A 25,573-nucleotide genomic window follows, 5' to 3' on the forward strand; every position below is an offset into this window, starting at 1 on the left:
TCGGTCAGAAGTTGATCCTGAAACCGATCGTTCCCTTGAAGCCGTACGCGTCACCGAAGTCGGCCATGGGCGTGTCGGCAGACACTTCAGTGTAGAGCGTGTACGTGCCATTGCCCCACTGATAGCTGCCGCCAAGGCCCAGCTCACCCCACATCCTGCGATCGCGGCTGCCGATCGGCGTGCCGGAAACATCGACGCGGGTTCCGTCGAGCCATTCGTAGGTCAGGTTGGCCACGCCATACAGATGCATGCGGCGGACATCGCCCGACGCGCTGCTCCAGCTCGTCTGGTGGTCGAGCGAGAGGCCCCCGCGGGTCGTCAGGCTGCTGCCCTTGTCCGCCGAAACAACCGCACCCGCCGGATCGGCAAAGCTATCGAAGTCGACCTGGGCATAGACCGCCTGGAACTGCGGCGTCAGCGCAAGCGAGTCGCTCACCGGGAACCGCTTGCCAACCTCGACACTGATCGCCTCGCCCTTGCCGTTGTTGCCCTGTACCAGGGACCCGAGCACCGCGGACTTGAGGTCACTGTCGAACCAGCTGAGCTTGGCCTGCGCATCCAGGTAGAAGCCCTGCGGGCCATACCACGTGAGCGTTGCGCCAACCCCGTAGCCGCTGGTATCGATCGAACCGTTGCCGAAGATCGAAGTGACGCTGGCATCGGCCTTGCCATGGTGCGCGCTGAACCCGCCGATCAGTACCGAGCCGTCCTCGCGCTCGGACACGATCGCATCGATGCCCATCTGCATCTGCCAGCTGTCGATGTTCCGGTCGGCGGCGCTGGTCGAAGCAATCGGCTCCGGGCGCTGGTACCTGGACTCCACCCGGCCCCAGATGCCCGCTCCGGATCCGATCAGCTCGTTCCCCCAGAAGCGGTTTCCGATCCGCTGTTGCAACGTCGGCAGACCATTGAGTGCAAGCAGGGTCTGCGAATAGCTTTCGTACAGCGGGACGCCAGGCTGGTAGAGCGTATCGGTCCCCGGATCGTCGATCGATGGGGGGTTGAGCAGCGACGAACGCAGGTACCAGTCGCCGTCCCCGGGATCGGCGACCCCATTCTTGTACAGGCGATAGCCGAAGGCACCGGCGATCACCGCCTGCTCGCCGCGGAACACGTAGTCGCCATCCAGCGTGAACGTACCGTTCGAAGCACCGGCGACATCGACGATCTTGATGCCTTCGACGGTCTGCGCGCCGAGCCCGTCGCGATTGATCACGGTGACCAACGTGTCACCAGAGGTGGCGCCATTCACCACCAACCGGTCCGCGGCCGAACTGTCGTCGCCGAGCACGGCCTCGATTTCCAGCGTGCCGCCGCTGCCCACGTAGTCGCCCGCGACGGTCAGCGTGCCGATGCTGCTGCCAGGCGCTACGACACCTGCGTTGGTGATGCTGCCGACCCGACCGATTCCCTGGAGGCGTCCACTCGCACCCACGTCCACCTCGCCGCCCAGGCTTCCCTGGACATCGAGCGTGCCGGCGGTAACCGCTGCCATGCCGGCAAAGCTGTCGTTGTCACCGGTGACGAGCAGCGTGCCCGTCCCGGCCTTGGACAACGTCCCCGAACCGGAGAACAAGCCTTCGAAGGTGAAGGTGGTGCCGGTCGCGGTCGCGATCGTGCCGTCGCCGGCAAGTTCGATCCCGCGTGCACTGGTGAGGTCGGCGCTCGTCGCCAGCGTGCCGCCGCCGAGCGTGACGTTGCCCGCTTCCGCGCCGAGGTTGGCGTCGCTCGCGATCTGGAGCGTGCCGCCGCTGACCAGCGTGCCGCCCGCGTAGCCGTTGTCCGCCGTCAGCACGAGCGTGCCCGCATCGGTCTTCACGAGCCGGGCATCGCCATCGAGCACCGAATCGATGGTGGCGGTGTAGCCGGCCCCGGCCGTGGTGCCGTCGCCGACCCGGATCGTCGCTTCCAGCCCGGCAAGCACGATGGCGCCGCCCTCGATCAGGTAGCCGTCTGCCGCGAACTGCATGCCGCTCGCCGTCACGGCGCCCAAGCCGTTGTCGACTTCGACGGTGCCGCCCGCACCACCGAAGACCGCGAAAGCATCGTCGGTGTACGGTGCGTTCACCGTTCCGGTCGCATTGGTCCAGTTGTCGTTGCCGGCGCTGTTCTGCCATACGCCGTCGCCGCCATTGATGACGCCGTCGTTCTTCGGGCCGGCCGCGCCGTCCCAGAAGTTGAGCGTGAGGCCCGCGCTGTTGACCAGGTTCACCTGCCCCGTGATCGAGGTCTGCACCGCCGCGTTGCTGCCATCGGGCAGCGTGCCGAGCTCGAGGCCGTTGTTGGTCAGCGCTCCACCGTAATTGAACACCCGGTAGACGCCCGCACCGAAGTCGCCGCCGGCCGGGACAGACACGTTGATCGTGCCGTCGAGCACGAGGTCGCCGCCCACGTTGACCAGATCGTTGAGCGCGCCGCCTGCCACGTTGGCTTCGCCGAATTCAAAGGCGAGCAAGCTGCCCGAAGCGAGCGAGAGATTGCCGTCGATGGTGAGCGTGCCCGGTCCGCCTGCACCCGGAGCGAGGACCGCGCCGTCGGCAAGCGTGACATCGCCGCCGATCGTTCCGGTGCCACCCAGCGTCGCTCCCAGCGAGACGCCGGTCGGACCGGTTGCGGTCGAGTAGTCGCCGTTGAGAAGCAACGTGCCTGCATCGACGCTCATTCCGCCGCTGTTGCTGCCCATTCCCGACAGCACCAGCGTGCCGTCGCCGAGCTTGGTGAAGCCGCCCGCGCCCGACAGCGCACCGGAGAGCACGAGCGTGGTGCCTGCATCGACGTCGGTTGCGCCGGCCCCGGTGAGCACGACATCTCGGCCCGATGCCATATCGGCCGTCGTGTGGAGCGTGCCACCATCGAAGTCGAGCCCGCCCGCCGCCGCGCCGAGATTGGCGTTGCTCGAGATCTGGAGCGTGCCGCCGTCGATCAGCGTGCCGCCCGTGTAGCTGTTGGCGCCCGACAGGACCAGCGTGCCGGCGTCGCTCTTCACCAACTGTGCCGAGCCCGCGAGTTCCGCCGAGATGGTGGTGACGTAGTCGCCGCCCTGCACGGTGCCGTCGCCGACGCGGATGATCGCCTGCGGCCCGACCAGGTCGATGCGGTCGCCTTCGATCGCGTAACCGTCGGCCGCGAACTGCATTCCGGCGACGTTGATGACCCCCAGGCTGTCGTCCACGGTGACGGTACCGCCCGTCCCCTGGAAGATCGCGAACGCGCTGTCGAGGAACGGCGCGTTGACCGAGCCGTCGGCGAGCGTCCAGTTGTCGTTGCCCGCGGTGTTCTGCCAGATGCCATCGCCGCCTGTGATCGCCCCGTCGTTGCGCCCACCCGTGGCGCCGTCCCAGAAGCGCAACGCCAGGCCGCTGGTGTTGATGAGGTTGACCTCGTGGGCAACCGAGGTCTGCACGTAGAAATCGGTGCCCGAGGGCATGGTGCCCAGGGTAAGGCCCGGGCCGCTGAGCGTGCCGCCGTAGTTGAGCACCCGGTAGATGCCGGGTCCGAAGCTGCCTCCGGCACTCGTGGCGACATCGAGGGTGCCACCGAGCACCAAGTCGCCACCGACGTCGATCAGATCGTTGAACGCGCCGCCAACGACATCGGACTCGCCGAAGTCGTAGTTGAGCGTGGCGCCGTCGGCGAGCGACAGGTTGCCATCGATCGTGAGCACGCCGGGCATTGCGCTGGCAGAACCGGGGGCGATGTTCGCCCCGTCTGCGATGGCGACGTCGCCGCCGATGATGCCCGCGCCGCCCAGCGTCGTGCCGCCGTTGGCCGTGGTGGCGCCGGTCGCCGCCGACTGGTCGCCGTTGACCAGCAGCGTACCGGCGTTCAGCACGGTCGCGCCGCCATAGCGGTTGTCGGCCGTCAGCGTGACGATGCCCGAACCGTTCTGGAGCAGTCCGCCGCTGCCGGAAACGAGGCCGGCGAAGGTCGCGTCGTCTGAACGGTCGAACGCCAGCGTGCCGTCGTTGACGACATCGCCCAGGATCCAGCCGCTGGTGCCGCCGTCGCCGAGCTGCAACGTGCCGCCCGCGATCGTCGTGCCGCCGCCATAGGTGTTGTCGGCGGTCAGGGTGAGGATGTTGCCGCCCTGCTTCACCACGGCGCCGGTGCCGGATACAAGGCCGGCGAAAGTCGCGTCGTCGGCGCGGTCGAACACCAGCGAACCGTCGTTGACGACATCGCCCAGGATCCAGCCGCTGGTGCCGCCCGCGCCCAGCTGCAGCGTGCCGCCCGCGATCGTCGTGGCCCCGGTGTAGTCATTGTCCGCCGTCAGCACCAGCGTGCCCGCACCCGACTTGGTGAAGGCGCCTGCGCCCGAGACCGTGCCGCCAAGCGTGAAGGTCGTGCCCGCATCGGTCAGCACCGTGCCCGCGCCCGCCAGCGTCGCGTCGCGATCGCTGGCGAGATCCGCGGTGGTGTGCAGCGTGCCGCCGCCGAATGTCACCCCGCCCGCGGCGTCGCCCAGGTTGGCGTCGCTGGAAACCTGCAGCGTGCCGGCGTTGATCGTCGTCCCGCCGATGTAGGTGTTGGTACCCGTCAGGACCAGCGTGCCCGCCCCCACCTTGGTGAGATCGCCCGCGCCCGAGATCGTGCCGCCGAGTTCGAAGCTCGTGTCGGTGTCGGTCAGGATCGTGCCCGCGCCTGCGAGCACCGCATCGCGACCACTGGCGATGTCGGCGGTCGTGTTCAACGTGCCGCCGTCGAAGGTCAGTCCGCCGGCGGCGTCACCGAGATTGGCATCGCTCGAGATCCGGAGCGTGCCGTCCTCGATCGTCGTCCCGCCGAGGTAGCCGTTGATGGCGGTGAGGGTGAGCACGCCGCCGCCCTGCTTCACCACCATGCCGTCGCCGGAGATGGTGCCGTCGAAGCCCACGTCGTCCGAGCGGTTGAACGCCAACGTGCCGTCGTTCGCGACATCGCCCGCGATTGAGCCGGTGCTGCCGCCATTGCCGAGTTGCAGAATGCCACCCGCGGCGATCGCCGTTCCACCCGCATAGGTGTTGGTGCCGGTCAGGAGCAGCGTCCCGAGGCCCGTCTTGGACAGACCGCCCGCGCCCGAGATCGTGCCGCCGAGCTCGAAGGTCGTGCCGGCATCGGTCAACATCGTGCCCGTGCCCGCCAGCGTCACGTCGCGGCCGCTGGTGATGTCGGCGGTCGTGTTCAACGTGCCGCCGTCGAAGGCCAGTCCGCCGCTGGCATCGCCGAGATTGGCATCGCTCGAAATCCGGAGCGTGCCGCCCTCGATCGTCGTCCCGCCCAGGTAGCCGTTGGCGCCGGTGAGCGTGAGGACGCCGCCGCCCTGCTTCACCACCGCACCCGTGCCGGAGATGATGCCGTCGAAGGCGACGTCGTCGGAACGGTTGAATGCCAGCGTGCCATCGTTGGCGATGTCGCCCAGGATCGAACCGCCCGTGCCGCCGTCGCCCAGCTGCAGCGTGCCGCTGCTGATCCTGGTGCCGCCCGAATAGGTGTTCGCACCCGTCAGCACCAGCGTGCCGAAGTCGGTCTTCACGAGCCCCGCGTTGCCGGCGAGTTCGGCCGCGATTGTCGCGGTGAAGTCCGCGCCGGTCGCGGTGCCGTCGCCCACGCGGATCACCGACTCCACTTCGGTGAGCGTCAGCGCATCACCGGTGATGACATAGCCATCGCTCGCGAACTGCAGGCCCGAGGCCGTGACCGCGCCGCCACCGTTGTCCACCGTGACCGTGTCACCGGCGCCGGCGAACACCGCGAAGCTTCCGTCCGCGTAGCCGGCGTTGACGGCGCCGTCCGGATCCGTCCAGTTGTTGTCGGTGCCGCCGAGGTGCCAGGTGCCCGCACCGCCGTCGACCGTGTCGTTGAACTTGGGACCGGCGTCGCCATCCCAGAAGCTCAGCTCCAGTCCCGCGGAGTTGACCAGGTTGACCTGGCCGGTCACGGAGGTCTGGACCGTGACTTCGGCACCAGCGGGCAGCGTGCCGAGGTTGAGGCCGTTGTCGGTCAGCGTGCCGCCATAGTTGAAGACGCGGTAGATGCCGCCGCCGAAGTCGCCACCGGTGGGCACGCTGACATTGATCGTGCCGTCGAGCACGAGGTTGCCGCCGACATCGACGAGGTCGTTGAGCAGACCGCCAACGGCATTCGCTTCGCCGAATTCGAAATCCAGCACCGAACCGCCGGACAGCGACAGGTTCCCGCCGATCGTCAACGTGCCGGGGCTGTCGCCTGGCGACAGGGTGCCGCCATTGTTCACGACGACGTCGCCGCCGATGACGCCGAAGCCACCCAGCGTCGCGCCTGAATTGACCGTCGTCAGCCCGGTCGCCGCCGACTGGTCGCCGTTGACCAGCAGCGTGCCGGTGTTCAACACGGTCGCGCCGCCATAACTGTTGTCGGCCGTCAGCGTGACGATGCCGGAACCGTTCTGGATCATCCCGCCGCTGCCGGAAACCAGACCGGCGAAGGCCACGTCGTCGGCGCGCTCGAAGACCAGCGTGCCGTTGTTCGCGACGTCGCCCAGGATCCAGCCGCTGGTGCCACCATCACCCAGCTGCAGCGTGCCGCCGGCGATCGTGGTGCCACCGGCATAGTCGTTGTCCGCCGTCAGCACCAGCGTGCCCGTACCCGACTTGGTGAAGGCGCCCGCGCCCGAGACCGTGCCGCCGAGCGTGAAGACCGTGCCCGCATCGGTCAGCAGAGTGCCGTCGCCAAGCAGGGTCGCGTCGCGGCCGCTGGCAATGTCGGCGGTGGTGCGCAACGTGCCGCCGTCGAACGTCAACTCGCCCGCGGCGTCGCCGAGGTTGGCGTCATTCGAGACCTGCAGCGTGCCGGCGTTGATCGTCGTCCCGCCCGCATAGCTGTTCGTGCCGGTCAGGATCGTCGTGCCGGCGCCGTCCTGGGTGACCGTCCCGCCGCCGGAGATGACGCCGCCGAAGGTGTAGCTGTTATTGCGGTTGAAGACGAGCGCCCCGTCGTTCGTGACGTTGCCGACGATGCTGCCGGTCGTTCCGCCATTGCCGAGCTGGAGCGTTCCCGCGTCGATCGTGGTGCCGCCCGAATAGCTGTTCGTGCCGGTGAGGATGGTCGTGCCGGTCCCCGCCTGGAGCAGGGAGCCGGTGCCGACGATCGAACCACCATAGGTAATGGTATCGCTGCGGTTGAAGCCCAGCGTGCCGAAATTGTTGACCGTGGCGCTGGCGATCGAGCCCGTCGTGCCGCCATCGCCGATGAACAGGATGCCGCCGTTGACGTTGGTCGAACCCGTATAGCTGTGGTTTCCCGTCAGCACCCAGGTGCCGCTGTCGTTTTTCGCCAGCGTAGTGACGCCGGTGCCCGCATTGCCGATCGAGCCGGCAAGCGTGTTGAGGCCGGTGTTGGTGCCGCCCAGCGCGATCGTGCGTGCCTGGTTGTTGCCTTGCAGCGTCACCGGACCGGTGTCGGTGAAGACGATCGCGCCGGTACCGGAGGATTCGATGAAGGTCACGCCCGACGAGAGGGTGAACAGCCGGTTCGTGCTGTCGCCGGAGCCCGTGTAGCGCAGGGTCGAGCCGTTGCCGATGACCAGGTTCGCAGCGTCCGCGGAAGATGCGCCGATGCTGCTGGCAACGCCGCCGTCGGAAAGCTTGTCCACGCCAAGGACGCCGCCGCTGATCGTGGTGATGCCGGTGTAGTCGCTGGCGGAATTGGTCAGGATCCAGGTGCCGGCACCAGTCTTGGTCAGGCGGGTGACGCCGGTCCCGTTGTCGGTGATCCGGGCGGCGAGCATGTTGTCGCCGGTGCTGGTGCCGCCGAGCGTCAGCGTCTGCGCGGTGTTCGGGGTCGAGAACGAGATCGCCGATGTATCGGTGAAGGCGATCGCGCCGGTTCCGGATGCCTCTAGCCTGCTCGTGGCCGATGGCCCAAGGGTGAACTGCCGGTTGGTGCTCCCACCCGCGCCGATGTACTGCAGCGTGCCGCCATTGAGGACGAGGTTGCTCGCGGCAGCCGAGGACGACCCGATCGAACTGTTGGCCCCACCATCCTCCAGGCATGCCACAGCGAGCGTGCCGCCATTGATGGTGGTGACGCCGTCGTAGCTGCTGGCGCAACCCGACAGCTGCTGGATGCTTCCGCCATTCTTGACGAGGTCGCCGCTGCCCGTGATCGCGCCCGCGTAGTTGGCGTTGGCGAGGCTGTTGCCGGCATTGATGGTGAGCGTCGCGCCGCCAAGCTCGATGCCGCCGCCGGTTGCGCCGCCGCCGGCGAGAAAGCCGACGCTGTTGTCGAAACCGTCGAGGTCGAGCAGGACGCCCGCGGTATTGTCGAGGGTGAGCGCGCCGCTTCCCAGCGCGGTGGTCGACCCCGCACGCAGGATTCCGCCGGTGACCCGGGCATTGCCCGTCGAACTGTTCACGCCCGACAGGACGAGCGTACCGGGACCGTCCTTGCGCAGACCGCCCGTACCCACGATGTTGCCGGTGAAATCGAGCGTCGTCGCGGCGGCATCCACACGGACGGCGCCGGTGCCGGCCACGGTGAAGCCGCGATCCGTGGTCACCGTGCCGCCGGTGTAGTTCAGGACTCCATTGCTGAGCACCAGGCTGGACGGTGCGCTGCTGGACGCGCCGATTCCGCTCGCCGCGCCGCCATCGGCAAGGCAGTCGGTGGCGAGCGTGGTGTTGTTGGTGATCGTGGTGGTGCCGGTGTAGGTGTTGTTGCAGCCGTTCAGGCTCAGCGTGAACTGGTTGGTTCCCGCGCGCGTGAGTCCGCCGCTACCGCTGATCGCGCCGGTGAACGTGCCGCCACTGTTGACGGTCAGGGTGGCCGAGCCGAGATCGATGTCTCCGGCTCCGTTCAACGTGGTGACCGCGTTGTTGAAGTTGTCGAGGTCGAGCAATGCACCCGTGGCAACATTCATGCCGCCGCTGCCGAAGACGTTGACGGCCCCGGCGCGCAGGGTACCTTCGTTGACCGAGGTTCCGTTTGTGTAGGTATTGGCTCCGCGGAGCACGAGCGTGCCCGCACCCGTCTTGCGCAGGCTGGTTCCAGCAAGAACGCCGGAGAGCGTCAGCGTGGTGGCGGCATCCGTCACGCCGATCCCGCCGCCACCGGCTCCGAACGTCATCCCCCGGTTGCTGCCGGTCGTGGTACCGGTGTAGGCGAGCGTTCCGCCTGCCAGTACGATGTTGGCCGGATCGGCCGACGCCGCGCCGATGCTGCTGGCGACTCCACCGTCGGTGAGCGTGGTCGCGGCCAGCGTGCCGCCGATGACCGTGGTCACGCCGACGTAATCGTTGGCGGCGTTGGCGAGCGTCAGCGTCCCCGCGCCGGCCTTGGTGAGGCCGGCGTCGTCCGGGCTGGTCACCTGCCCCGTGAACGTCAGGTCCGTCGCGCCATTGGAGACTTCGATCGTCCTGGAAGGGCTGCCGTTGACGAGCGTGAATCCGCGATCGGTGGTGGTGCTTGCTCCGGTGTACTGCAGGGTCCCTCCCTCCAGCACGAGGTTGGACGACGCCGCCGTCGAGGCGCCGAGATTGCTCGCGACGCCACCGTTGCCGATGTTGTTCACCCGCAGGGTACCGGCCGACAGCGTCGTCGCGCCGGTGTAGGTGTTGGCGCCGCTCAGCACCGCCAATCCGGCGCCGCCCTTGGCGAAGGACGTGACACCCGTGTTGTCGACGATCGTCGAGCCGATCGTGAAGGTGCCCTGGCCGTTCTGCTGGAGCCCGAGCGTGCCCCCGCCCATGCCGCTGGTCAGGAAACCCCCGGTGATGGTCTGGTCGTTGTCGGCCACGCTGGGCGCGACGATGATCGTGCCGTCGACGCCGAGCGTGTTCCCGGCCCCGATCGTGACGGTGGAGTCCGCGGCGGCGGTATAGCGCAGGCCGCCCAGGGCGACATCGCCGCCGACGACACCGAAGAAAGGCGTATCGGCAAGGCCTTCCGTGTCGCTGATGATCTCGCCCGCCAGCCAGGTGCCGGCATCGTCCTTGTTGGTGTAGTCGGTCTCTTCGAACGCGACGATATTGCCGCCCACGACCTTGGCATAGTCCGTGCCGGCAATGGTCGCCCAGCCGCCAAGCACGCCGTCGGCATTGGTCGTCGAGATGGCGCCCGCGGTCGGCAATACGAAGTTGACGAGTCCGCCGGCGCGGGTGATCGCGCCTAGGCTGAGGTCCACCGACCCGCCCGTGCCCGCGATCGCGCGCACGGTGTTGCTGCCCGCGTTCACCGTCAGCCCGTTGAAGGCCTGGCTGTTGTTTTCCCCCGCCGCGCCCAGGACGTCGAGCGCGCCGCCGGACAGGACCAGGGGCGACGATGCCGAGAGGATGTCGTTGGCGGGGCCGCCGGCGCCGGTGAAGTCGAGCGCGAGCCTGCCGCCGTTGATCGTCGTGGCGCCACTGTAGGTGCTGGCGCCGGTCAGGGTCAGCGTGCCCGCACCGCTCTTGGTGAGGCCGCCGCTGCCGACGATGCTGCCCGCATAGTTCTGCGCCGTGGTCGCATTGACCGTCAGCGTGGCGCTGCCCAGGGCGATCGATCCACCGGTTCCGGCGATCGAAGGGGCGATGAGATCGAAGCTGTTGAGATCCAGCGTGCCGCCATTGACGGTGAATCCCGTCGACGCGCCGAATGCGGAGGCGTTTCCGGCACGCAGGACGCCGTCGTTGACGGTCACCGACCCGGTGAACGTATTCGCGCCGTCCAGGCTCCAGGTGCCTGCGCCATCGCTGATCAGGTGGCCGTTGCCCGAAATGATCCCGGAGAAGCTGTTGATGCCGGCAAAGCTGCCGCCGAAGGTCAGAATGTCGGTGACCGGGCTGGCGGGGTTGAAGGAAAGGTCACCGCTCAGTGCCAGCGCGCCGCTGCCATCGTTGCGGATGCTGCTCTGGTTGTTCGCAAGCCATGTCCGGTTACTGCTTCCTCCGGTTCCCGTATAGCGGAGGATGCCGTTGTTCAAGGAGATATTGGTCCCGACACCCAGCGAACTGACGCTGCCGATGTCTGCCAGCACCGATGCCTGTGTCAAGCCGGTGATACTTGCCAAACCGGAGAATGTATTCGAGCCGGCCAGCGAGATGGTGCGGCCCGGATTCGCGGTGAAGCTGTAGCTGTTCCCGCTCAGGACGCCGAGCAGCTCGATATCGGCGCTTTCCGCAATAAAAGCGCTTCCACCCGAGGCATAGACATCGCCGGTGATCGAGAGGGCTCCCGTGCCCCGATTGCGGATGATCGCGGAAGCTCCGTAGAGTTCCCAGTTGCGGTTGGAACTGTCGCCGTCACCAAGATAGATGACATTGTCGGAATACTGGCTCGACTGGGCGAATATGATCGTGCCGTCGCTGACCGTCGTGGGAGCGCCGAGTGAGCTGGCTTCGCCGAGATTGCCGATCGAGGTGAAGTAGCTATAGCCGACGCCGTTGACGCCGTTGAACGTCGTGCTACCGCTATAGGTGTTGGCATCGTTGCTCATCGTGACGCCAACGCCCACCGAGACCTGGCCATTGCCCGTGACGAGTGCGGAGCCCGCTCCGCTCCCCGACAGGTTCAGCCTGCCGCCGTCTCCGATCGTGACGGACCTCGCGGTTCCTGCGCCGTCGATCCTGAGGCCGACAACGGCGCCTGCCGCGGTCGTGATGTCGTTGCCCGCCGCACCGAGCGCACCGTCGGTGACGCCATACAGGGTGCCGCCGAGAATGGAGATGCCGCCGCTGTATGTATTTGCGCCCGACAGTTGCAGCGTCCCGGCACCGGCCTTGGTGAGACCCGATGTGCCGGCGATGATCGAATTGATCGTGGTGGCGCCGACTGTGGAGATGGTGGGTGATGCGCCGCCGAGCGTCAGCGTACCGCCGTTGAGGACGTAACCTGCCGTATTGAAGGTGAGGTTGTGAACCGCGATCGGATCACCCAGGTTCACGGTTCCGGTGACGCCGCCGAAGATCGCGTTGTCGAGCAGCGAATTGTTCCAGGGAAATTCGAATGGACCACTGACGCCGTCGTTGGTCGGACTCCAGTTGAGGTTGCTCAGGTTCCAGGTTCCGGAACCACCGGAGCCGACGGCCGTGCCGTTCGCATCCCAGTAACGGTCTTCTGCATGGGTGACCGATGGAGCACCGGCCGCCAGGACCGTCGCGAGCGCACTGCATAGCAGGCTCCTCGAAAGAGTTCTCGAGCCACGGTTGCGTTGAGTCAGCTTCGTCTTGTCGGTCATGGCTATCCCCTTGAGCGCAGTAGGCCTTCATTCCGCATGAGCGGGCATGGAGACCTGTGGTGGGCTCACTTCGCTGGTGAGATGAATTGAATCAGTGCGATTGTCGAAAGAAATGACATCGACCTTCATGAAACAAAACGCACGGTGACGATTTCCAACATTCCCCATTTCTCTGCATTGCCGTCTTCGCCGATCTCCCCGAAGGAATTCCAAGGCTTGGCCTTCCATCGTCGGCGTTCTCTATTTCAACGGATCGCCTGCGTCAGGAGTTTGCGAAGCGTCACACTCCGCAGATCCGCAAGATTTCGAGCAGCGACAGTACGACAAACGCACCGAGATGTGGCACGTTGCCGAGACAATGCCGAATGCATGGTGATGTTTTCAAAGCAAAGATGAGTCTTTGTGATTTATGGTGAGTTTTCTCCCTTGATAGGAGTCACCAAGAGTTCGGATGCACTTTTGAAGTCCCACTTCAGATCATTCGCTCGTCATCGGCACTGATGCCCTGCGCACCATCGCGATCCGTTCCAGCGCAATCACCTCAGGAGCGCCGGAACGCATATCGCTTCAAGGCCGGGAGACGGCACACTCGCGACAGCGAGCACGTGGAATCCCCAAACGCGACCACTATCGTGACGAACATCGATCCAGGCCACGCATGACCACCACACGAACGCGCCTGACCGCTGCGGTACACGCCCTGCACTCCAATGAACTGGCAAAAGCCGAGGCGCTTGTCCGTTCGCGCTTGGCCGAGGCACCCGACGACACCGAAGCCTTGCGGCTGCTCGCCATGATCGCCACCCGGACCGGACATGCCGCGGATGCCGAACGACTGCTGCGAAGCGCCATCGCCCATCGACCGGGATTCGTCCTCGGCCATGCGGACCTGTCGTCGCTGCTTTGCCGCATGGGGCGGGCCGATGAAGCACTCGTGCTGCTCGACCACGCAATCGCCAGCCATCCGACCAGCCTCTGGCCGCTGTCGCTCAAGTCCGGCGTGCTGTCGGCCGAGCGCCGGATCGAGGAATCCCTCCACGTTCATGCGGAACTGGTGGCACGGGCACCGGATTCGTCCGTGTTGTGGATGAACCATGCACATGCCCTGAAAACCATGGGCCGGACCGAACAGGCCGTGGTGGCCTATCGCAGGTCGCTGGCGCTGGATCCCGCAAACGGCGCGGCGTGGTGGGGCCTTGCCAACCTGCGCACGGTCCCGCTTGACGCGAATGACATCCGGACGATGGAACAGGCATTGCCGGCGGCCGGTGATCCGTTCCAAGAGGTCCAGATCCGGTTCACACTCGGAAGGGCGTTCGCCGACCTCGGACAGTTCCAGCAGTCCTTCGGCCACTACGAAAAAGCCAATGCCATGCGTGGAACGCTTGTGCCTTACGACCCACGGACAACACGGGAGTTGGTCGTGTCGCATGAAGAAGCGCTTGCCGCATCGTTCTTCGCCGCCCGCCACGGTAGCGGACACCCCGCCGATGACCCGATCTTCATCGTCGGCATGCCCCGCTCCGGCTCAACGCTCGTCGAACAGATTCTCGCCAGCCATCCGCTGGTGGAAGGCACTGGCGAGTTGTTCGAGCTTCAGGACACTGCGGCTGCGATATCCGGCAACCGAACGGGAATATCCCTTCCCGACGCCATGGCAGGGCTCGCTCCGAGTGAACTGGAAGCGTTGGGGCAGCGCTATCTGGACGCGACGCGCCGGCACAGAAGGAACGGCCGGCGCCATTTCACCGACAAGATGCCGGCCAACTGGCGGTTCATCGCGCTTATCCGGTTGATCCTGCCGAACGCCAGGATCGTGGACGTCAGGCGAGATCCGCTGTCGTGCTGCCTTTCCGCTTTTTCAACCTGCTTCAATCGCGAAAGCAGCTTCCCTGCCAATCTGCACGACCTGGCCCGGTACCACCGTGACTACATCCGGATGATGGATTACGGCGACGCAGTTCTTCCGGGGCACGTCCTTCGATTGCATTACGAGCGGCTGGTGGAAAATCCGGAAGCGGAGATCCGCCGCCTTCTCGACTACCTTGGGCTGGACTTCGACCCATCCTGTCTCCGTTTCCACGAAAATCCCCGGCCTGTCCACACGCCGAGCGCCCAGCAGGTCCGGCTTCCGATCAACCGGTCCGGGCTGGATCGCTGGCGCCATTACGAACCGTGGCTCTCGCCGTTGATCGAGGGCCTCGCGTCAGGTTCGCAAGGCAGGCTCCAACGCCCGCCCCTGGACTCGATCGCAGACCCCTGACGGCTCCACAGCTTGAGGGGTTCGCCGCCCGGGGCCTGCCTGAGGTCCCGCGCTCGAAGGCCTATCGGGGTGCCCATTCCCAGATTCGCAGGGATCAGTTCCCGTGATGCGCAAACGGCTCGGTAGTGCCGTCCTCGCGGACCAGTTCCACGACGTAGGGCTGTACGCGGCCATCTGGCATCTCCATGCCCGGCGATCCGGCCGGCATGCCCGGCACCACCAGGCCCTTGGCGGCGGGCTTCCCGGCGAGCAGGCGCTTGACGTCCTCCGCCGGCACATGTCCCTCGACGAAGTAACCGCCGACCTCGGCCGTATGGCACGAGCCTTTTCCGAACGGCACGCCCACCCGTTCCTTGACCGGGCTGACGTTGTCGAGATTGCGCACCTGCACCGGAAAGCCGGCCTGCTGCATGTGCTCGACCCACAGGCCGCAGCAACCGCAGCTCTCGCTTTTGTGGACGACCACCAGGGGTAGTGATGTGGCGGCAGTGGCGATCGCCGTCGCGGCAGCCGCGGATGCGGTATCGGCAGCCGCGTGGACCGGACTTTCGGAAATGCCCGGAACAGCCTCGGGTGAGCGCGCACAGGCGGTGATGCTGCTGGCGGCCAGGGTGATGGCAAGCAGTGCAATGGAACGTTGACTCATGTGGAAACTCCTCATGCCGTCGCCGGTTGCGACGGCCAATGGATGGACGCGCGGGATGACGACCCTTGATCGACATCCCGCCGCGCTGTCAGAACCAGATCCGCACGCCGGCCACGACGCGCGTGTCATCGACGCCCTCACCCGCGTCGCGGCGGAAATCCGCGGTGCGGCCGAAGGCCCGTTCATGGACGATGCCGATGTACGGCGCGAACCGACGGGTGAACTCGTAGCGCAGGCGCATGCCGGCCTCCACGGTGCCAAGCCCCGACCCGATGCCGCGACGCGCATCCTGCTTGCCATGCAGGTTCGCCTCGAGCATCGATTGCAGGATCAGGCGGTTGGTCAGCAAGGTCTCGTACTCCACCTCGACTGTGGCCGCCGTCTGTCCGGACTGGCCGATGTAGGCGGTCGCCGCGACCTCGAACTTGTACGGCGCCAGTCCGATCAGGCCGATCGCGGCGAAATCCTGCGAAGCGCCTGGCTGGAAATCATGGCGGATGCCGGCAACCACGTCCCACCAGCGGGCGATGCTGCGGCCATACAGGACTTCCAGGCTGGCAGCCTCGGTGTGCCCATCGACACGCTCGCCTTCGCTGCGCAGCCAGACGCGATCGAGGTCGGTGCCGATCCACGCCTGGCCCGCCCAGCCCAGGCCGCTGCCCTGGTCGGCATCCCAGGCTTCCAGCTGATCGAGCAACACGTAGCTGTGGATGCCGTTGTCGTGCACCAGGTGCCCCTGCACCGGCGGGAACGCCGCCGCGCGATCCGCATCCGTCGGCAGCGGGATCGGTTCGATGGGATCCGTAGGCGCCACCGCAGGCGCACCGTGATCCATGCCCGAGTGGTCCATGCCGGAATGATCCATCGGTTGCGCCGGCGTGGTCGGCGGCGTGGGCATGTCGTGGCCCATTGCGGCGTGATCGACCGGTGGTGTCGCTTCGGCCTCCGCGGGTGCGTGGGCTGCGTGATCCATGCTGGCATGATCAACTGGCGTGGCCGGCACGTCGTGGCCCATCGCCGCATGGTCGTGCTGCGACACGGTTTCGGCTTCGGGCTCTTGCGCGGTTGCGTGCTTCGCAGGCGCCCGATCGTGGACGTGCCCATCCGTCGCGGCCTGTTTCGCCGGCTCGGGCGCCTGCATGCCGGCATGGTCGTGCTGCTGCGCGAGACCTGCGCCCGGCAGCACGGCCAGTGCAATCGCGGTGGCCAGCATGCTGCTGCGAATGCGCATCGCGGGCGAAATTTTCGTGGTTGCGTGCATGCTCATTCCTCCACCCGCACTTCGCGCATCATTCCCGCTTCCATGTGGTAGAGCAGGTGGCAGTGGTAGGCCCAGCGACCCAATGCATCGGCGCGGACGCGGTAGCTGCGCCTGCTGCCCGGTGGCATGTCGATGGTGTGCTTGCGGACGTGGAAATTCCCGTGTTCGTCCTCGAGGTCACTCCACATGCCGTGCAGGTGGATCGGGTGCGTCATCATCGTGTCGTTGACCAGCACGATGCGCATCCGCTCGCCGTAAGTCAGGCGAAGGGGCTCGGCATCCGAGAACTTCTGGCCGTTGAACGACCAGGCGAACTTCTCCATGTGCCCGGTCAGGTGCAGTTCGACCTCGCGGCCGGGATCGCGGCCGTCGGGATCGGCGAACGTGCTTTTCAGGTCGGCATAGGTCAGCACCCGGCGCCCGTTGTCGCGCAGGCCGATACCCGGATCGTCCAGTTTCGGCACCGGCGCCATGGTCTGCATGTCGATCAGCGGATTGCCGGCCTCGCTGGCCGGATGGGCCTGCATCGCCTGCCCACCGTGATCCATGCCGGCCATGTCGTGCCCGCTGTGATCCATGCCCGACATCGCGCCTTGCGTGGTCGTCTCCGCCGCGTGTCCACCCGAGTGGTCCATGCCGTCGTGACCCATGCCGTCGTGACCCATGCCGCCGTGGCCCATGTCGTCCATGGTCAGCAGCGGCCGCGGGCCGAGTTCCGGCACCGGGCCGCGCAGGCCTTCGCGCACCGCCAGGCTGCCGCTGACGTAGCCGGTGCGGCCCATGTCCTGGGCGAAGATGGTGAACACATCCTGGCCGCTGGGCTCGACGATCACGTCGAAGGTTTCCGCGGTCGCGATCCGGAATTCGTCGACGCTGACCGGATGCACGTACTGGCCGTCGGCCGCCACCACCGTCATCTTCAGGCCGGGGATGCGCACGTCGAAGTGGGTCATCGACGAACCGTTGATGAAACGCAGCCGCACCTTTTCGCCGGAACGGAACAGGCCGGTCCAGTTGCCCAGCGCGGTGGTGCCGTTCATCAGGTAGGTGTAGGTGTTGGCGTTGACGTCGGACAGGTCGGTCGGCGTCATCCGCATCTCGCCCCACAGCTTGCGGTCGTCGACCGTCGCGGCCAGCCCCTTCGCCTTTGCATCGCGCAGGAAGTCGCCGACGGTGCGCTTGTAGGTGTTGTCGTAGTCCGACATCTTCTTCAGCCGCGCGAACAGTGCGGCCGGATCGAGGTCGGTCCAGTCCGACAGCAGCACGACGTAATCGCGGTCGTAGGAAAACGGTTCGGGTTCGAGCGGGTCGATGATGATCGCCCCGTACAGCCCCGCCTGTTCCTGGAAGCCGGAATGGCTGTGGTACCAGTAGGTGCCGCCCTGGCCGACGTGGAAGCGGTACTGGTAGACATCGCCGCGCGGAATGCCGCCAAAGCTCAGCCCCGGCACGCCATCCATGTTGGCCGGCAGCAGGATGCCGTGCCAATGGATGGAGGTGTCATGGCCGTGGATCGAACCATGCGGCAAGTGGTTGGCCACGCGCAGGGTGACCGTGTCGCCCTCGCGCCAGCGCAGGATCGGTGCCGGCAACGAACCATTGACGGTGACCGCCGGGCGCATGCGGCCGGTGAAGTTCATCGGCGTCTCGCCGATGGCGAGGTCGAACTGGGTTCCGGAAAGCACGACAGGCCGGCCGGACGGCGTCGCCGACCAGGAAGCCTTCGGCCACAGGCCCAGACCCGCCACGGCCCCGCCCGTGGCCAGTCCCAGCACGAAACGACGACGCGAAGGCTTGGGCAAGGCGCCGGATCCGGCGCCAAAGAAATCGGATGACATGGAAAACTCCGTAAGAACGTCAGGGTCGGTCCCGGCCAATGGGCCGGACCGCGAGCCGTGCGCATGTTGCCTCGCAGGTGCGGGCAAACGGCGGACAGGCGAGCAGGGCGCGCTGCGCGCCCGGACCGTCAACCGATGGGGGGCCGGATCACGCCCTGCAAGACCGGCGGGGGCCGGCCCAGGTCCATGGCCTGCGACATGTCGGCGCGCCCGGGCATGGCAGCCACGAAGGCAACGGCGGGTACAGCCAGGCAGACCGGGTTGGCGCAGGCGCAACCACAGGTGGTCGCCTGGCAACAGTCGGAAGGTGCGTGCGCGGAAGCTGCCGGCATCGCGTCGTGGCATGCGACCTGTGCACCATCGGCCCCGAAGGCTGGCGCCTTGTCGTGGTGATGTTCTCCGCAGGCCGGGGTTGCTGCATCCGGGCCGGCCGCAGGATGCTGCATCGCACCGGCCATGCCCATCTGGTGCATGGACACGGTCGCCGCTGCCACGCCCGACCCATTGAGGATCAAGCCCGCAGCCAGCAGCAACCGCAATACGATCGACCAGACAGCCATGTCGGAATCTTACCCGCCCTGCAGCCGGAATTCGCGTTCAAACCTGCCCGCATGTGAACCGGGGCGGCCTGCATCCGCTGCCACCCCGGAGGCCACCTGAGATCGACGGCTAGATCTTGAAATCATCGAAAGCGACCTGTGCCTGCCCGACCCCGAGCCGGTCCAGCAGGCTCCGTGTCGCCGACAGCATCGCCGGTGGCCCGCAAAGATAGAACTCGCACGCCTGCAGATCGGGATGGCCCTGCAGCAGGCCTTCGTGGGTGGCCTCGTGCACCAGCCCCTGGATCAGCCCCGCGCCATGCTCGGCGGCATCCGACAGCACCAGGTGCCAGCTGAAGTTGGGATGGTTGTTCGCCAGTTCGGCCATCTCCCCGGCATAGGGCACTTCGCGCAGGTTCCGGGCGCCATACCAGAAATGGATGCGCTCGCTTGCATTCCGGTCGAGCAGCGAATGGATCATCGCCCGCAGCGGGGCCATGCCGGCGCCGCCACCGATGAACACCTTCTCCTTCGCCCCCGGCTTGAGCGCGAAGTCGCCGAACGGCCCGCTGAAATGCACGCGATCCCCGGGCTTGAGCGAATACAGGTACGTCGAACCCTTGCCCGCGGGTTGCCGCTTCTTTCCCCGGCCGCCGGGGCTGAAACGCGCAAGCAAGGTGACTTTCCCACCGGCTTTCTCCACCGGCAGCGAGAGCGAGTACGACCTGCGCACCGGCTCCCTGCAGGTCAACGTGGGCGGCAAGTCGAGCGCGGCCCAGTCCGGGCGGTGGTCGTCGGGATGGTCGATCTCGTGTCGCTGCAGCGAGTAACCGGGCACGTGCACCTGCAGATAGGCGCCGGGCTGGAACTCCGACGGCGCCAATGCGGCGTCCGGTTCAAGGACGATCTCGCGCAGGAACGGCGTCACCGCCACCACGTTGGCCACGGTGGCCGTGCGTTCGGTCCACAGCGCAGCGCCACCCGCGACTTCCACCTGGAGATCGGCCCTCACCGGCACGTTGCATGCGAGGCGATAACCCAACCCCAGCCGGCTCTTGTCGAGGTGCTCGCGGTCCGCACTGGTCGGCGTGGGCGCATCGCCGCGCACGCGTACTTCGCACAGGCCGCAGCTCTGTCCCCCGCCGCAGTTGGACGGCAGCTGCAGGCCATTCCTGCCCAGCGCCAGGTAGACCGTGTCGCCCGAATGCGATTCCACCGAACGCAGCCTGGCGCCACCGGCCGCAAACACGGTCAGCTCATGGCGCGGCCGCCAGCGCGACGGAATGAACTCGCCCAGGCGGAAACTGGTCACCAGCAACCAGATGCCCGACAGCGCGATCCACAGCCCGCCCGCGCCCGCCATCACGATCAGCGGATTGTTGAAGTCCTGCTGCCGGGTGTAGTCCATGAAGTGCAGCATCATGGCGAAGTCGAAGATCCGCCACATGCTGCTGCGCCGTTCGAGGATGCTGCCATCCTGCCCGGACAGGTACAGCGTCGTGCCGTCGCCGTCGGAGAACGCCACGCGCCACAGCGGGCCGGCATGGCCGCGCGCCTCCCAGATCGCCTCGTCCATGAACTCCGGCGGCAACGCCCGTGCCTCGCCCACGTAATCCGCCGCCGCGATCGCCGCGACCACGTCCGCGGTTACCGGCACGGGCTGTCCGTCGTCGACGCTTGCCAGCCAGCTGCCGTCCTTGTCGCTGAGCCGGTACACCGGCCGGTCGCCCAGCCAGTGGGTTTCGATCACCTGCACCGGGCGCGTGGCGGCGGCAAGGACAACCGCGGGGGACACGGCACTGCCGGGCCAGTCGCGCTTGTCGCCGGCCGGCGCGCGGTGATGCACGTTCTCGACGGCGTCCTTGTCGAGCAGGCTCATGGTCAACCCGCTGCCCAGCCAGACCGTGAATTGCAGGGCAACCGCCAGGCCGATCCACTTGTGCAGCTTCCGGATCCAGGGCGTCATGCGTCCGCCCTCTTGCTGAAGCTGTAGAACAGCAGCCACACGCCGCTGAGCGCGAACAGGAAACCCACCGATGCTGCAACCCGGAACAAGGTGTTGTGGACGTTCGTCCTGTCCTCGTAATCCATGATGTGGAGCATCCACAGGAAGTCGAACAACCGCCAGAAATCATGCCGCGTGGCCAGCAGCTCGCCGGTCTGCGGGGAGAAATACAGCGCGGTATTGATGCGGTCGCCGAACGTGGCCTGCCACATCGGAACCGCGCGGCTCGCAACCTCCCGTGGCGCCTTGTGGATCAGCTGCAGCGACTGCAACGACGCTTCGCCCTGGTACGTGGACAGGGCTAGCTGCCGCGCCGCGGACTCGTCGACCGGCCCGATACGCGCACCAGTGCGCGCATCGATCAGTTCGATGCCGGCGCCATGGTGCACCTCGTAGATTTCACGTCCCAGCAACTGCCTGAGGCGAAAGCCGTCCATGTCTGGATAGCGCTTGCCGAGCACGTCCGGATCGATCAACGCGGTGTCCCGTGCGAGCGCGGGTGCCTTCGAATGCGCCAGGTGATCGCCATGGATGTAGTCGATCGACATGGTGGTCATGTAGAGCCCACTCACGGTCCAGACCAAGGCCTGTGCGCCGATGAACAAGGCAATCCATTTGTGGGCACGACGTGCCCAGAATGCGGGTTTCATAAGGAATTCCTGCCGGTACAGGCAATAGGGGAAACCTGCTTCTCCCCGGCGCGAACGCCGGGGAGAAACAAGCCGGTTACCAGCGGTAGGTCAGCTTCGCGTTCCAGCGGCGGCCGAGCAGGTCGTAGGTCATGGTGTCGGTGTTGGCATCGGTGTAGCTCTGGATGAATGGCGCCTGCTTGTCCCAGAGGTTGTCGATCCCGAACGTCACGTCCATTGCCTGGCTGACGGCGTATTTCGCCTGCACATTGTGGTAGGTCAGGCTCGACACGTGGTCGCCGATGTCGCCCTTGGCGGCGTTGATGTCATCCGCGGACCCGATGTACTGGATGCTGTACGACCCGGACCACGGGCCTTGCACCAGGGTCAGTGCACCGAACGAACGCCAGTGCGTGAAGCTGCCGCGGCCGCCGGTGATGTTGCCGGCATAGTGGATTTCCTCGGCCTGCGGGAACGGCCGCACGTCGTAGTTCTTGAGGTAGGACACATCCCAGTTGAGCGTGGCGTCGATCCCGCCGATGTTGAACTGGTACAGCGCGCCCAGGTCAATGCCGGAAACCCGCTCGCTGGCCGCGTTGACCGGTTGTGCGGACAGGTAGTTGATCTCCCCGGTCAGCGGGTTGCGGGTGAAACTCGACGGCGAACAGAACTGGTGTGCCAGCCCCGGCGTGTTGTAGCAGACCGCCAGCTTGGTCGATCCATCGATGCGCTGGATGGCGTTGTCGATCTTGATGTTGAAGTAGTCGAAGGTCAGCGTGAGGCCCTCGGCGAACATCGGCGTCCACACCGCGCCCACCGTCAATGTCTCGGCGTCTTCCGGTTCGAGGTCGCGGTTTCCGCCCACCGTCGTCTGGATGGCCTTCCCAAGCTGGGTATAGCCGGCGGGCACGCCGGACGCCTGGCAGTTCTGATAGACGACGGAAGAGCTCGGCAGGCTGGCCCAGCCGCTGCACGGATCCGTCGTGGTCAGGCCGCCCTCGGAAACGCCACCGAACAGTTCCGGCACGTTCGGGATACGGAACGCGGTGGAGTAGTTTGCGCGCAGCTTCAGCGATGGCACGACTTGCCAGTCCAGGCCCACCTTGTAGTTCGTGTCGCCGCCGAACAGATCGTAGCTGGAGTAGCGCACTGCCGCGTTCAGCGCCAGCGACTCGGCGAGGAACGTGTCCTGCAGCAACGGGATGGCGACCTCGGCGAAGACTTCCTTCGCCGTGTATTCGCCCGCGATCGAGTCCTGCTGGTTGGTGTTGGCAAAACCCAGCACCGTGAGCGGATCCGGATTGCGCCAGCCTCGCTCCTTGCGCACCTCGACACCGGTCGCCACGCCCACCCAGCCTGCCGGCAGTTCGAACAGCTGCCCGCTCAGGTTGGCGGTGAAGCTCCGCTGCTCGTTCCCGCCGACGTCCCGGCTCGTATAGAGGATGTAGTCGAGAACCTCCTGGGTCACGTCGCCGTAACCGAGGTAGTCGCCGCAGGGGATGGCGGCGCCCACCGCATTGCTGCAGATCGCGGTGTTGAGGGTGTTGTCGACGCGGTCGAGGTTGGCGACCTTGGTCGAGCCATCCTGCCCGGTGTTGCGGCCCCAGTTGAGCGCGGCCGACCAGTTCCAGTAATCGCCGAACATGCCTTCGACGCCGACCACCGTGCGGAAGGTATTGACGTCCTGGTAGAACTCGCGCGGGCCAGCTTCCTTCAGGCTCCTGCGCTGGAGCAGCAGGTCCTGTCCGGTCGGGTTGGTCGGGTGATCAGCCGCAATGTTGATCGGACGATAGATGCCCAGCGTGCCAGGCGTCGCCAGCTGATCCGACTGGCGGTTGGTGTACATCAACTCGGTGAACGCGGTGACGTTCTCGGTCAGGGAGAAGTTGCCGAACGCACTGAAGCTCAGGCGCTTGATCGGATTGACCGCGTTGAGCATCGCGTACGAGTTCTGGTTGTGCTTGTCCGGCGAATAGGGCTCGTAGAAGTCGCCATCGCCGCCGAGTTCCTGGTTGAAGTTGATGCGGCTTCCATCGGGCAGCAGGGCGCGGCCGCCGATCGTGCTTGAACTGCCAACGCACTGGAGCTTGCCGTCAACCTCTGCCAGGCCACACGCCGCACGGTCGGCCATGTTCACGGTACCGCCCTGCGAGTAGTTGATGGCGGTCATCAATGATCCGCGATCGTTGGACACGCCCCACGCAAGGTCGACGGCGCCATCTTCCCCGTCCTGCTGGAATGTCTGGCCATACCGCACCGAGGCTTCGGCGCCGTCGAACTTCTTCTTGGTGATGATGTTGACCACGCCCGCCACTGCATCCGCACCGTAGATGGCGGAGGCACCGTCCTTGAGCACTTCGATGCGCGAGATCAATGCGACCGGAATGATGTTGAGATCGACCGAACTGTTCGCGCCGGTACCGCCATTGACGATGCGACGACCGTTGAGCAGGACCAGCGTGCGGCTGATGCCAAGGCCACGCAGGTTGACCTGGGTCGTGCCATAGCCGTTGTCGGCCCAGTAGGCATTGGTCTGGTTGCCTGCAAACCCGGCCGAGGCCGGCAGCCGCTGCAGCAACGTGTCGACGGAAGTCGCGCCCGATCGCTCGATCATCTCTTCATCGATGACGGACACGGGGCCGACGCCTGAAATGGCCGCGCCCTTGATGTGGCTGCCCGTGACGGTAACGGCGTCGAGGGTGGTTGCCTGGGCCGTTGCCGCTTCGTCCGGAGACTGGGCAAAAGCGTTGGTCACGATGCCGGCAGACAGCAGCGTGCCGATCGCCAACGCGAGTTGGCTGCGATTACAGAACATGGAGAGCTCCTCAAACGGTTGTCATTCGAACTTGTCGAAGAATGCCCAAGCAGCGCGGTACGCATGCGTACGACGAGCGCTCACGGCAATGGAGGCCGCCTTTCCGGCAGCCGGACAAGTCAACCGATGGGAGGTCGAAAGAGGGAGGAAAGGGAGCTTTTCCCGACCGTTGTTGAGTCGGGCAGCACGGGGACGTAGGCAAGCCAGCCCGAGCCGGCCGGCGGGACCTTGTGGGCAACCGCTACCTTGAGGAAATCGCAGGCGCAGCCACACGCGGCGTCCGCGCAATCGCAGCCTCCATGCTCGTCGCCATCCTGCCCGGGGATCCCGGCATCCGGGCAATCGATGGTTGCCGATGCCGTCGTCGTCGTGGAGGCGCCATGGTGCAGGTCGCCCGCATCGCGATCACTGGTTTGCCCATGCTGTACAGCGCTCGTGGCCATCGCGCTGGCCTTCCACAGCGTCACGCTGCCGTCGAGGCAGAACGCCAGGACCAGCAGGTAGCGAAGCATGGACGGAAAACTGAACATGGGGCGCAGCGGCACTTCCAGGTTGTCTATACCACCAGATAGCACGGCCCAAAACGCAATGTCAACAGCGAGCGTCGCTGCCCGACCCTGAATTTCGAAACCGGGCAGCCGTTGTCTTTCGCGACTTGTATAGACATGTCATGCTGTGACGATGGAGAAGCCAAAGCCGCAGTACGCCAAGCTCAAGCACTACATCCTTCGCCAGATCACCAGCGGGAAATGGCCGCCCCACAGCCAGATTCCCAGCGAGAACGACCTGGTGGCGCAGTTCGACGTTTCACGGATGACCGTGAACCGCGCGCTGCGCGAGTTGAGCGATTCCGGCGCGGTGACCCGCGTGCAAGGCGTCGGCTCGTTCGTCGCGGTACCGAAAGTCGACTCGCCGATGTTCGAGGTGCGCAGCATCCGCGACGAGATCCACGCGCGCGGCCAGGTCCACGTGGTGGACGTTCTCACCTGTGAGCGGGTCGCGGCGCGCGCGCTCGTTACGCGCAGATTCGATCTGCCCGCCGGCAGCGCCCTATTCCATTCGCGCCTCCTGCACCTGGCCGACGGCATGCCCCTGCAGTTGGAGGAGCGCTTCGTCAATCCCGCGTCCGCGCCCGACTATCTCGATGTCGACTTCACCGTCGAAACGCCCCACGAGTACCTGACCCGGATCGCACCGCTCGAACGCACCGAACACGAGATCGAGGCCGACGTGGCCAACACGAAAGTCGCGAGGACGCTGCGCATCGAGGTGGGTGATCCGCTGCTCATCCTGAGCCGGCGCACATGGTCGCGCAACCGTGTCGCCAGCCTTGTCCGCCTGACCCATCCTGCCGCCATCTACCGCTTCGTTGGCGCGTTCCAGGTCGGCAACGGCCCATCCCCCTGAC

At 66.2% G+C, this 25,573-nt stretch carries 11 protein-coding genes; 2 read left to right on the plus strand and 9 right to left on the minus strand.

Translation table 11 applies throughout. The features are described from left to right. Positions 1 to 4 precede the first annotated feature (4 nt). Positions 5 to 12,169, minus strand: coding sequence for an autotransporter-associated beta strand repeat-containing protein (locus tag ACTJIL_RS12080; RefSeq protein ID WP_440755748.1), 12,165 nt, complete (start codon positions 12,167 to 12,169; stop codon positions 5 to 7). Between the two features lie 658 nt (positions 12,170 to 12,827). On the opposite strand from ACTJIL_RS12080, the gene ACTJIL_RS12085 reads away from it, so the two are divergent. Beyond that, positions 12,828 to 14,432, plus strand: a complete 1,605-nt coding sequence (locus ACTJIL_RS12085) for a sulfotransferase (protein ID WP_440755749.1) — start codon at positions 12,828 to 12,830, stop codon at positions 14,430 to 14,432. A gap of 94 nt (positions 14,433 to 14,526) precedes the next feature. On the opposite strand, the gene ACTJIL_RS12090 is transcribed toward ACTJIL_RS12085, so the two are convergent. The 8 genes from ACTJIL_RS12090 to ACTJIL_RS12125 all read right to left on the minus strand — a co-directional run bounded on the left by ACTJIL_RS12090 (position 14,527) and on the right by ACTJIL_RS12125 (position 24,710). Next, complete coding sequence (locus ACTJIL_RS12090) at positions 14,527 to 15,078, minus strand: DUF411 domain-containing protein (RefSeq protein ID WP_440755750.1); 552 nt, start codon at positions 15,076 to 15,078, stop codon at positions 14,527 to 14,529. A gap of 88 nt (positions 15,079 to 15,166) precedes the next feature. Beyond that, entirely contained in the window at positions 15,167 to 16,339 is a 1,173-nt protein-coding gene (locus tag ACTJIL_RS12095) for a copper resistance protein B (protein WP_440755751.1), read from the minus strand. A gap of 2 nt (positions 16,340 to 16,341) precedes the next feature. After that, positions 16,342 to 18,177, minus strand: a complete 1,836-nt coding sequence (locus ACTJIL_RS12100) for a copper resistance system multicopper oxidase (protein WP_440755752.1) — start codon at positions 18,175 to 18,177, stop codon at positions 16,342 to 16,344. A 128-nt stretch (positions 18,178 to 18,305) separates the two neighbouring features. Further along, a complete protein-coding gene (locus tag ACTJIL_RS12105; protein WP_440755753.1) occupies positions 18,306 to 18,737 on the minus strand; it encodes a CopL family metal-binding regulatory protein in 432 nt (143 codons plus the stop codon). A 109-nt stretch (positions 18,738 to 18,846) separates the two neighbouring features. Further along, positions 18,847 to 20,682: an NADH:ubiquinone reductase (Na(+)-transporting) subunit F gene (locus ACTJIL_RS12110; RefSeq protein ID WP_440755754.1), complete on the minus strand. Its 1,836-nt coding sequence runs from the start codon at positions 20,680 to 20,682 to the stop codon at positions 18,847 to 18,849. Continuing rightward, complete coding sequence (locus ACTJIL_RS12115; protein WP_440755755.1) at positions 20,679 to 21,371, minus strand: PepSY domain-containing protein; 693 nt, start codon at positions 21,369 to 21,371, stop codon at positions 20,679 to 20,681. The genes ACTJIL_RS12110 and ACTJIL_RS12115 overlap by 4 nt, the downstream gene beginning before the upstream one ends. Positions 21,372 to 21,447: 76 nt before the next feature. After that, complete coding sequence (locus ACTJIL_RS12120; protein WP_440755756.1) at positions 21,448 to 24,165, minus strand: TonB-dependent receptor; 2,718 nt, start codon at positions 24,163 to 24,165, stop codon at positions 21,448 to 21,450. Positions 24,166 to 24,284: 119 nt separating this feature from the next. Further along, the gene (locus ACTJIL_RS12125; RefSeq protein ID WP_440755757.1) at positions 24,285 to 24,710 is read right to left on the minus strand and encodes a CopL family metal-binding regulatory protein; all 426 of its coding nucleotides are present in this window, start codon (positions 24,708 to 24,710) and stop codon (positions 24,285 to 24,287) included. 136 nt (positions 24,711 to 24,846) lie between these two features. On the opposite strand from ACTJIL_RS12125, the gene hutC reads away from it, so the two are divergent. Further along, positions 24,847 to 25,572, plus strand: a complete 726-nt coding sequence (gene hutC / locus ACTJIL_RS12130) for a histidine utilization repressor (protein ID WP_440755758.1) — start codon at positions 24,847 to 24,849, stop codon at positions 25,570 to 25,572. The last annotated feature ends 1 nt before the right edge of the window (position 25,573 follow it).

Source organism: Luteimonas sp. 22616 (genome assembly GCF_052044325.1).
GTDB lineage: Bacteria > Pseudomonadota > Gammaproteobacteria > Xanthomonadales > Xanthomonadaceae > Luteimonas.

Bases quoted from the DNA above. Each gene is read 5' to 3' on its own strand.
- ACTJIL_RS12105 (WP_440755753.1), bottom strand. From the start codon at position 18,737: ATGGCTGTCTGGTCGATCGTATTGCGGTTGCTGCTGGCTGCGGGCTTG.
- ACTJIL_RS12085 (WP_440755749.1), top strand. From the start codon at position 12,828: ATGACCACCACACGAACGCGCCTGACCGCTGCGGTACACGCCCTGCAC.
- ACTJIL_RS12095 (WP_440755751.1), bottom strand. From the start codon at position 16,339: ATGCACGCAACCACGAAAATTTCGCCCGCGATGCGCATTCGCAGCAGC.
- ACTJIL_RS12090 (WP_440755750.1), bottom strand. From the start codon at position 15,078: ATGAGTCAACGTTCCATTGCACTGCTTGCCATCACCCTGGCCGCCAGC.
- ACTJIL_RS12115 (WP_440755755.1), bottom strand. From the start codon at position 21,371: ATGAAACCCGCATTCTGGGCACGTCGTGCCCACAAATGGATTGCCTTG.
- ACTJIL_RS12120 (WP_440755756.1), bottom strand. From the start codon at position 24,165: ATGTTCTGTAATCGCAGCCAACTCGCGTTGGCGATCGGCACGCTGCTG.
- ACTJIL_RS12110 (WP_440755754.1), bottom strand. From the start codon at position 20,682: ATGACGCCCTGGATCCGGAAGCTGCACAAGTGGATCGGCCTGGCGGTT.
- ACTJIL_RS12080 (WP_440755748.1), bottom strand. From the start codon at position 12,169: ATGACCGACAAGACGAAGCTGACTCAACGCAACCGTGGCTCGAGAACT.
- ACTJIL_RS12100 (WP_440755752.1), bottom strand. From the start codon at position 18,177: ATGTCATCCGATTTCTTTGGCGCCGGATCCGGCGCCTTGCCCAAGCCT.
- hutC (WP_440755758.1), top strand. From the start codon at position 24,847: ATGGAGAAGCCAAAGCCGCAGTACGCCAAGCTCAAGCACTACATCCTT.